Source organism: Thioclava arctica (genome assembly GCF_040892615.1).
GTDB classification, from domain to species: domain Bacteria; phylum Pseudomonadota; class Alphaproteobacteria; order Rhodobacterales; family Rhodobacteraceae; genus Thioclava; species Thioclava arctica.
The window spans coordinates 19,518-28,200 of record NZ_JBFRYC010000021.1 but is presented as its reverse complement, the minus strand read 5'-3'; the positions used below and the strand labels follow the sequence as shown (position 1 = coordinate 28,200).

The following is an 8,683-nucleotide window of genomic DNA, read 5'->3' as shown; positions in this document are numbered from 1 at the left end:
ACCAAACGACCCCATAGTGCCCTGGGCTATCGCCCACCTGCGCCTGAGGCCATCGTAACGATGGACCAAAGGCCGATCATGCACTAACTTTTAGTTTGGACCATTCAAGTGGGGCTGCTCACGAGCATATTGGCGCGTTGAGATGTGCAGGCGCTCGTGAAAACGACCAGGCCAGAGAAATTCGGATCCGACCATCAACGGATCTTCCATCCACTTCGCCACCGAGGCGCGGGTGCCTTCGGAAATCTCGAACCGGACCGGTTTTTGGGTTTTGCTTTGCAACACCGATGCCCGTTTCTTGATCTGGCCGGACGCCATTACATCGACGACTTTCATCTGCACAAGATCACACCCGCGCAATTTGCTATCAATGGCCATATTGAACAGAGCCAGATCCCGATGGTTTTCGGCTAGTTCTAGCCTGACACGGATCGCCCAGACATGTTTGGGCGGCATCGTCAAGTTGTTGACGTGCCATCATGCCGGCGGTGGCGCTTGCGAATGATCAGCCCAATTCCCCAGCCCCGCATAAAGGGTTACCGCTTCCCACGGTCCATCATTTCCTACGCGGTTTGGGCATACCATCGCTTTGCGCTCAGCTTGCGGGACGTTGAGGATCTCCTTGCCGAGCGCGGCGTCACCGTAAGCTATGAAACCATCCTGGCATGGGTCGGGAAATTTGGCCCGCAGATAGCGAAGCGTGTCCGGGCGCCGCGCAAACAGCCGACCGACAAATGGCATTTGGATGAAGTGGTGATCGCGATCCGGGGGAAGAAACATTGGCTATGGCGTGCCGTAGACAGCAACGGCGAGGTTCTCGACATTCTGATACAAACCCTCCGAAATGCACGTGCTGCCAAACGGTTCATTTCCAGGTTGATCGCCCGCTGGGCATACCGCGTGTCATCATTACAGACAAGTTGCGCAGCTACGGCGCGGCCTTACGCAAGCTTGGGTTGGAGCTGGACCACCGAGTGCACAAGGGGCTGAATAATCGCGTTGAAGGATCACACAGGCCGACGCGAAAACGGGAGAAGATACAGGGCCGGTTCAAATCCTCGCGCCAAGCCCAGAGGTTCCTGGCTATCCATGAGGAAACCGCGAACCTGTTCCGCCCCCGCCGTCATAAGATGAACGCAACAACCTTCCGCCAGAACCGAGCTGATGCATTTCGTCAGTGGGACAAATACGCGGGTGAACTCGCCGCATGAGCTGACGCAAATCGCCAATTTCTCAGCATAAGGCAACAACTTGACGATGCCGTTATTCCACCTCTCAGCGAATGTATCCATTCGCCTGCGGGCCAGAGCCTCGCTCTGCGCTCATGCGCGCAAAACTCAGCGAGATATGCCCGCGCCGGATATGGCCCACTGCATCCAGATCGCCGATCTCTAGTGCATTCAGGATCTCGGCAGCTTCGCGTGCGAAAACATCAATCTCTTCAAGCAGCGCCGCTTCCGAGCCCGCAACCTGTTGCAGCCAGATTCGGGTGGTGCGAAAATACAGGCGCTTGGACATGATGCGCAGCGGCTCGTTGCGGGTCAAATCCAGTAGCAGCAAGAACATCTCTTGATCGAGCAGCGAAAAGTCGCGCGCGCAGGGGGTGATGCGCAACGTCTTCGCACGCGCCACGATCTCTTGCATCCGGGCAACCAGCGCGGGCGTGGGGGGCACCACATCCAACGATGTTTGCAACAGCACCAGCTCTTTGCGCAGCCGGTAAACCTGCCCCAGCTCCTCCGGTTCGACATCGGTCACAAAGGTGCCAACCCCTTGCTTCGAGCTGAGCAGTCCCTCATCCTCCAGCCGCGCAAGCACCCGGCGCATCGGCGTGCGCGACATCGCAAATTCTTCTGCCAGAAGCGTTTCTGACAGTTTCGTTCCGGGCCGGTAATCAAGCAGGACGATGCGTGCGCGAATTTCGGCATGGATCGCCTCAAAGCGTTCACGCGCCCGTTTGGGCCCGGTAATGAGCGGATCTGTTTCCAGCGGAACCCCTCCGGTTGGTGCGCCCGCCTGCCGCTTGGAGTTGGTTGGGGAAAATCGGGCGCTTTGCTTCATCTTGTGCACAACAAATGCGATTTTTTGTCAGGTGTTGTCCATATCCAATAAATTCCTCGGCAAATCGCGGTGATCGACTTGACACTCGGGGCATTCCCTTAATGTTGTACACATCAATAGCGAGGCACCGTGCCCCGTCAATCATTATAAAAGGGAGAGACACATGAAATCACTTTTCAAAACTGTAGCCTCGGCGGGGATTGCGCTGGCGGTCAGCGCCACGACCCTGATGGCAGGCCCGTTAATGGACCGCATCAACAAAGGAGAGCCGGTGCGCATCGGCTTTGCCAATGAGGTGCCGTGGGCCTATCCGGGCGAGAATAACAAGCCGCTGGGCTTTGTGAACGCCTATGTTCTGGGCGTGCTTCACGAGATGGGCTATGACAATGTGACACCCGTTGTGACCGATTGGGGCGGGTTGATTCCGGGCCTCAACGCCGGGCGCTTCGATATGGTGACGGGCGGGCTGTATATCCTGAACTCGCGCTGCCAGAACGTCGATTTCTCGGAGCCGATGGCGAAAGTGGGTGATGCGTTTGTCGTGCCCAAAGGCAACCCGAAGAATCTGAACAACTATAGCCAGATCGCCAAGGCGGGCGCGATGTTCGTTACGGGGGCTGGTTATAATCAGGTGGAATCGGCGAAAAAAGGCGGCATTCCGGATGATCACGTGATGACCGTGCCCGGCCCGACCGAGATTCTCGCCGCCGTGCGCGCAGGTCGCGCCGATGCGGGCGGGGTGACCTATTTCACCGCGCAGAACCTGGCCAAGCAATCAAATGGCGCGCTGGAAGTGTCGGACGCGACGCAACTGCCGGAATGGACCCAAAGCTGGGTCGGTATCGGGTTTCGTAAGAACGACTCGGATTTCGTGAAGAAGTTCAACGCTGCTCAGAAGAAATATCTTGGTTCGCCCGAGATGATGAAGGCGGTTGAGCAATACGGCTATACCAAAGCCAACCTGCCCGGCGACAAGACCGCAGCTCAAGCCTGCGCAATGAAATAAGTCGCCTGCTGTCGTTCGGGGCGCGCTGCATGCGCGGCGCGTCCCGCTTCACGCCCCCTCAGACATCTATGAAATGGCGCGCCGGGAATGAGCTATATCGACTTTCTGAAAGAATATGGCCACCGTTTCTGGGACGGCACGCTTGTGACGGCAGAGCAGTTCTTTCTGGCCACATTGCTGGCGATCTGTATCGCGTTGCTGGCAGGGCTGATGAAACTGTCGCGTAACCGGCTGATCCGGGGCGTGGCCGTGGTCTACATCGAGTTTTTTCGCGGCACCTCACTTCTGGTCCAGCTCTATTGGATCTTTTTCGTGCTGCCGCTGTTTGGCCTTACCTTCGAGAAATTCACCGCAGGCTTTGTGGCCGTGGGGATGAATTTGGGCGCCTATGGGGCCGAACTGGTGCGCGGGGGCATTCAATCGGTCCCCAAAGGCCAATGGGAAGCCGCCTATGCGCTGTCGCTGAGTCCGCTCAAACGTATGTGGCGCATCATCTTGCCCCAAGCCTTTGTCAATATGCTGCCGCCATGGGGCAACCTGTTGATCGAGCTGCTGAAAAACACAGCCCTTGTGGCGCTGATTTCGGTCTCGGATCTGATGTTTGAAGCCAAGCAGATCAATGGTTCGACCTTTCTGTCGGCCCAGACTTTTGGCACGGCGCTGATCATTTATTATGTGCTCGCGCGGTTCATCGTGACGCCGTTCATGCGCTGGCTTGAACGGGTCATGCGCCGCAAGCTCGGGGGGGCCTGAGATGCCGTTTAGCTGGAACTGGGCCTTCACATGGGAAATCCTGCCCAAGCTGTTGCATGCCGCGCTCAACACCTTTCTGGCAGCGGGTCTGGGCTACGCGATTGCGGTGGTGCTGGGCTTGATCTTGGCGCTGGCGCAACGCACCCCGTCACGCGCGGTGACCTTTGTGATCCGGGAATTTGTCGAATTCATCCGCTCCACGCCACTCATCTTGCAGATCTTCTTTGTCTATTATGTGGGCCCGCAATTTGGCCTGCGGCTTGGGCCGTGGACGGCGGGAATGATCGCAATCGGCCTGCATTATTCGGCCTATCTGTCCGAAGTGTATCGCGGCGGGCTGCAAGCTGTGCCCAAGGGTCAATGGGAGGCCTGCACCGCGCTGAATCTATCACCCGTCAAGACCTATTGGCGCGTCATCATTCCCCAAGCCATTCCGTCAGCGCTGGCGGGTATGGGCAACTATCTTGTCGGGATTTTCAAGGATACGCCGATGCTGTCGGTGATCGGGGTGGCTGAACTGATGCACACCGCTAATGCGATCGGTTCCTCAAGCTACCGCTATCTAGAACCTTATACGCTGGTGGGGATCATCTTCCTTGCCATCTCGCTGCCCACCGCAGCGCTTATCCGCATATTCGAAGGCTATGTGCGGCGCAAACTCGGATTGAAATGATGGACGAAGATTTTTCGCAATACCCGCTAGAGCTGACGGGCGATGACATCCCGATGGTGCGGTTCTCGCGCGTGAGCAAGCGCTATGGCGAGCTGACGGTGCTCGACAATCTGGATCTGGATGTCGCCGCCGGCGAAATGATAACTATTATCGGGCCGTCCGGTTCGGGCAAAACCACCGTGCTGCGCATGTTGATGACGCTTGAGACGATCAATGAGGGCGTCATCTATGTCGATGGCAAACCGCTGACCCATATGGAAAAGCGCGGCAAGCTGGTGCGTGCGGATCGGCGCTATCTGCGCCAGATGCGCGCCCAGATCGGGATGTGTTTCCAGCATTTCAACCTGTTTCCGCATATGACCGCGCTGGAAAACTGCATGGAGGGCCCGGTGCAGGTTCTGGGTATGAAAAAAGCTGCGGCCCGCGCGCGCTCCGAAGAACTTCTGGAACTGGTGGGCATGGCCGACAAGCGCGACCAGCACCCGGCCCGTTTGTCGGGCGGCCAGCAGCAGCGCGTGGCGATTGCGCGAGCGCTGGCGATGCGCCCCAAGGTGATGCTGTTTGATGAGGTGACCTCCGCATTGGACCCTGAAGTGATCGGCGAGGTCACAACCGTGATCCGCAATCTGGTCGATAAGCATAATCTCACGATGCTCATGGTCACGCACCAGATGGGCTTTGCCAAGGACATCTCGGATCGTGTGTGTTTCTTCTTTGATGGCAAGATCGAAGAGCAAAATTCGCCCGACGAGCTGTTCTCGAACCCGCAAAAAGAACGCACCCAGCAATTTCTGAGCGCGGTGAAAGAGGCGGGCTAGGGGGCGTTACGCTAACCACTTCGGAGGGCATTGTCACGTTAAGCCGCCTGACGTTGCGTATTCGTTGATCCAAGCTTAGGCGGTGTCAATGCAAAATCAAAACGTCAGTTACAAGCGCCACCGCTTTCCGCCGCAGATCATTGCTCATGTTGTATGGCTCTACATCCGGTTCAACCTGAGCCTGCGCGAGGTCGAGGAGCTGATGCTGGAACGCGGCGTGGACGTCTCTTACGAGACGATCCGGCGCTGGATTGTCAAGTTTGGCCCTCTGATCGCCCACGTTCTGCGGCGACGGCGGTCACGCCCTGGCGATGTCTGGCATCTGGACGAAGTCGTCGTGAAGATCGCGGGCCGGTCATACTGGCTTTGGCGTGCCGTTGACCAGCATGGCGTGGTTCTTGAGGAAATCCTGTAATCAAGGCGAGACAAGCGCGCGGCAAAGCGGCTTCTGATCAAGCTGATGAAACGCTGGGGCTTCGTGCCCAAAAGGATCATTACGGACAAGCTGCGCTCCTACGGAGCAGCAAAACGCGAGGTAGCGCCCGGCCTTGATCATCGGTTCCACAAGGGACGCAACAACCGCGCTGAAAACAGTCACCTGCCATTTCGAAAACGAGAGCGGGTGATGCAGGGCTTCCGATCGCCTGGCGGATTACAACGCTTCGTCTCGATGCAATCTGCAACCCGCAATCGCTTCTCTGTCCCAGCCCGCCGTCGTTCCGCTCTCACCATCCGCTACCATCGCCTCGAAGCTCTCGAAGCGTGGAAATCCGCCGCAAATGTTGCTTGATCAACGATCGGCATGCCAACTTGCAACCTCAGCGAGTTAACGTGACAACACCCTCCATAGGTATCACGCCACCTTGTCAGTTTCGATTCCCGAGATTGCGGCTACGAGGTTGTCTTCGGTCACTTCATCGGTCGTGAACGTGCGCATTATCCGGCCATGAAACATTGCCGCAATCCGATCAGAAACATGCATCACCTCGGGCATTTCCGAGGAAATTACGATCACCGCATAGCCTTCGCTTGCAAGTTTCCGGATCAGATCGTGGATCTCGGATTTGGACCCGACATCAATGCCGCGCGTCGGCTCGTCCACGATCAGAATGCGCGGATGCATCGCCAGCCATTTACCGATAACGATCTTTTGCTGGTTACCGCCTGACAGGTTGCCCACCGCCTGACGCCAGCTTGGCGTCTTGATCTTGAGCGCATCATAGTAATGATCGAAAATCGCAATCTCCGCGCCGTCCGACACAAACGGCCCTGTGGTCAGATCACCCACCTGCGGCAACGTGATGTTGTCACGACAATTCATACCCAGCACGAGGCCCTGTTCCTTGCGGCTTTCGGGCACCAGTGAGATGCCTTTCGTGATGGCATCGGCAGGTGATGAAATTTCGACCTCGGTGCCGTCTATCAAAATGCGCCCTGCCGAGGGTTTGCGCAGACCAAACAGCGTTTCGGCGATCTCGGTGCGCCCGGCCCCTACCAGCCCATAAAAGCCCAGAACCTCGCCCTCGCGCAGCTCAAAGCTGACATCCTGAAATAGTTTTCCGCAACTAAGCCCCTCGACCTGTAGCGCCACCTCACCGATCTTTGCCGCCGCCACTTTTCGCCGCGTCAGATCAAGCGCGCGCCCGATCATCAGCTGGATCACCTCGTCCTCATTAGTCTCGGATTTGATCAACGTGCCTCGATAGCCGCCATCGCGCAGCACCGAAATCCGATCGGCCAGCGTAAAAATCTCGTCCATTCGGTGCGAGATATAGACGATCCCTGCCCCACGCGCTTTGAGATCATTGATGATATCGAACAGCACGACTTTTTCAGCATCTGTCAGCGAGGCTGTGGGCTCGTCAAACACAACCACCTTGGCATCGACCGTCAGGGCGCGCGCGATCTCGACCATCTGCTGATTGGCAATCGAGAGCGTGCCCACCTGCGTCTTGGAATCAAAGCTACACTTGAGGCGGTCGAGGATTGCTTGCGCATTGGTGTGAAGCGTTTTCCAATCGACCCGGCCCAAAGATTTGCGCGGCAGCTCGCCCAGATAGATATTCTCGGCAACCGACATTTCTTCGGCCAGGCTCAGCTCTTGGTGGATCAACACGACGCCGCGCGCTTTGGCCTCCAGCGGGCTGCGCATGGTGACTGCCTCGCCCTCGATATAGATGCTCCCCTCATCGGGTTGATACATACCCGCTAGCACCTTCATCAGGGTCGATTTGCCCGCACCGTTCTCGCCCAGCAACGCATGGACCTCGCCCGCGCGCACGTCGAAGCTGACGTCATCGAGCGCGCGCACGCCGGGAAAGGTTTTCACGATGCCCTCAAGGCGCAGCGCGGGGATATCGGTTTGGGGGGTGTGCGATCCGCTCATAGCCGAAGCTCCTCTTTACCCTTGCGATTAAGCTGTTTGTCCAACAACAGCACGGCGATCAGGATCGAGCCCAAAATCACCAGCACGTAGAAGGCTGGCACCTGCATCAGGTTCATACCGTTGCGCAAAATACCGATCGCCAGAACCCCGCCCAGCGTGCCCATGATCGTGCCAGCACCACCCTGAAGTTTGGTGCCCCCAAGCACGACCGAGGTAATCACCCACAGCTCGTAATTGGTGCCAAGGTTGGGCGTGGCTGCCCCCATCTGGCTTGACAGCGTGACGCCCGCCAATGCGGCCAGAAAGCCCACGATCATGAAGTTGATCATCATATGCGGCCCGACGCGTATGCCCGCATTCACGGCTGCTGACCGATTGCCGCCCACCGCATAGATGTTGCGTCCATGCACGGTGCGCGAAAGCACGAAATGCACGATGGCAGTGCAAATCAGAAACAGCGCGGCCAAGGTCGGGATCGGGCCGATGCTGCTGGATCCGAAATCCGAAAACGAGAAGTTCGCCGCAAAAAAGGACTGCTCTTTGGTGTAAACAAAGACCAACCCGCGCACGCCCAACATCGCGCCCAGCGTGACGATGAACGCATCCACCCCGGTTTTCCACACGATCAGCCCGTTTAGCGCGCCCAAGGCGGTGCCCGCCACAAGGGCGGCGACCACACCGGGCAATATCGCCCAGTTGCCCCAATCGGCAAACAGGCTCCAACCCTGAATATCGACACACAGACTGGCAGCTAGGGCGACAACGGCCCCGACGCTCAGATCGATATTGCCGTTGATCATCACCAACGTCATCCCCAGTGCGATCACCCCGATGGTCGAGGTCTGCACAAGGATATTCTGGAAATTTTGCAGAGCGAAGAAATACGGGTTGGCAAAGCTGAAGAAGATGAAGATCAGCGCGATGAAGCCCCAGATCGGGTTGCCAGCCAGCCAGCCCAGCGGAGATTTGAGAACCGATTGTGACAT

7 protein-coding genes and 3 pseudogenes are annotated in these 8,683 nt (G+C 57.5%); 6 read left to right on the top strand and 4 right to left on the bottom strand.

Translation table 11 applies throughout. The features are described 5' to 3' along the window. Window positions 1-120: 120 nt before the first annotated feature. Window positions 121-456, bottom strand: a pseudogene (locus AB4874_RS18760) (site-specific integrase); the annotation flags it as partial. Between AB4874_RS18760 and AB4874_RS18755 the strand changes: the two are divergent. Beyond that, a pseudogene (locus AB4874_RS18755) lies at window positions 442-1,211 on the top strand (IS6 family transposase). The pseudogenes AB4874_RS18760 and AB4874_RS18755 overlap by 15 nt on opposite strands. Before the next feature lie 64 nt (window positions 1,212-1,275). Here the strand turns inward: AB4874_RS18755 and AB4874_RS18750 are convergent. Beyond that, window positions 1,276-2,061, bottom strand: a complete 786-nt coding sequence (locus AB4874_RS18750; protein ID WP_368393132.1) for a GntR family transcriptional regulator — start codon at window positions 2,059-2,061, stop codon at window positions 1,276-1,278. 163 nt (window positions 2,062-2,224) lie between these two features. On the opposite strand from AB4874_RS18750, the gene ehuB reads away from it, so the two are divergent. The 5 genes and pseudogenes from ehuB to AB4874_RS18725 all read left to right on the top strand — a co-directional run bounded on the left by ehuB (window position 2,225) and on the right by AB4874_RS18725 (window position 6,101). Next, window positions 2,225-3,067, top strand: a complete 843-nt coding sequence (ehuB, locus tag AB4874_RS18745) for an ectoine/hydroxyectoine ABC transporter substrate-binding protein EhuB (RefSeq protein ID WP_368393131.1) — start codon at window positions 2,225-2,227, stop codon at window positions 3,065-3,067. Between the two features lie 87 nt (window positions 3,068-3,154). Next, a complete protein-coding gene (gene ehuC, locus AB4874_RS18740; RefSeq protein ID WP_368393130.1) occupies window positions 3,155-3,820 on the top strand; it encodes an ectoine/hydroxyectoine ABC transporter permease subunit EhuC in 666 nt (221 codons plus the stop codon). Window position 3,821: 1 nt separating this feature from the next. After that, a complete protein-coding gene (gene ehuD, locus AB4874_RS18735) occupies window positions 3,822-4,493 on the top strand; it encodes an ectoine/hydroxyectoine ABC transporter permease subunit EhuD (protein ID WP_368393129.1) in 672 nt (223 codons plus the stop codon). Continuing rightward, entirely contained in the window at window positions 4,493-5,311 is an 819-nt protein-coding gene (ehuA, locus tag AB4874_RS18730; RefSeq protein WP_438273505.1) for an ectoine/hydroxyectoine ABC transporter ATP-binding protein EhuA, read from the top strand. The genes ehuD and ehuA overlap by 1 nt, the downstream gene beginning before the upstream one ends. A gap of 88 nt (window positions 5,312-5,399) precedes the next feature. Continuing rightward, window positions 5,400-6,101, top strand: a pseudogene (locus AB4874_RS18725) (IS6 family transposase). Between the two features lie 63 nt (window positions 6,102-6,164). Here AB4874_RS18725 and AB4874_RS18720 read toward each other — a convergent pair. Beyond that, window positions 6,165-7,697, bottom strand: coding sequence for a sugar ABC transporter ATP-binding protein (locus AB4874_RS18720; RefSeq protein ID WP_368393127.1), 1,533 nt, complete (start codon window positions 7,695-7,697; stop codon window positions 6,165-6,167). Beyond that, on the bottom strand, window positions 7,694-8,683 hold the full coding sequence (locus AB4874_RS18715; RefSeq protein ID WP_368393126.1) for an ABC transporter permease: 990 nt from the start codon (window positions 8,681-8,683) through the stop codon (window positions 7,694-7,696). Before AB4874_RS18715 ends, AB4874_RS18720 begins: the two co-directional genes overlap by 4 nt.

Bases quoted from the DNA above. Each gene is read 5' to 3' on its own strand.
- AB4874_RS18750 (WP_368393132.1), bottom strand. From the start codon at position 2,061: ATGAAGCAAAGCGCCCGATTTTCCCCAACCAACTCCAAGCGGCAGGCG.
- ehuA (WP_438273505.1), top strand. From the start codon at position 4,493: ATGGACGAAGATTTTTCGCAATACCCGCTAGAGCTGACGGGCGATGAC.
- ehuD (WP_368393129.1), top strand. From the start codon at position 3,822: ATGCCGTTTAGCTGGAACTGGGCCTTCACATGGGAAATCCTGCCCAAG.
- ehuB (WP_368393131.1), top strand. From the start codon at position 2,225: ATGAAATCACTTTTCAAAACTGTAGCCTCGGCGGGGATTGCGCTGGCG.
- AB4874_RS18715 (WP_368393126.1), bottom strand. From the start codon at position 8,683: ATGTCACAATCGGTTCTCAAATCTCCGCTGGGCTGGCTGGCTGGCAAC.
- AB4874_RS18720 (WP_368393127.1), bottom strand. From the start codon at position 7,697: ATGAGCGGATCGCACACCCCCCAAACCGATATCCCCGCGCTGCGCCTT.
- ehuC (WP_368393130.1), top strand. From the start codon at position 3,155: ATGAGCTATATCGACTTTCTGAAAGAATATGGCCACCGTTTCTGGGAC.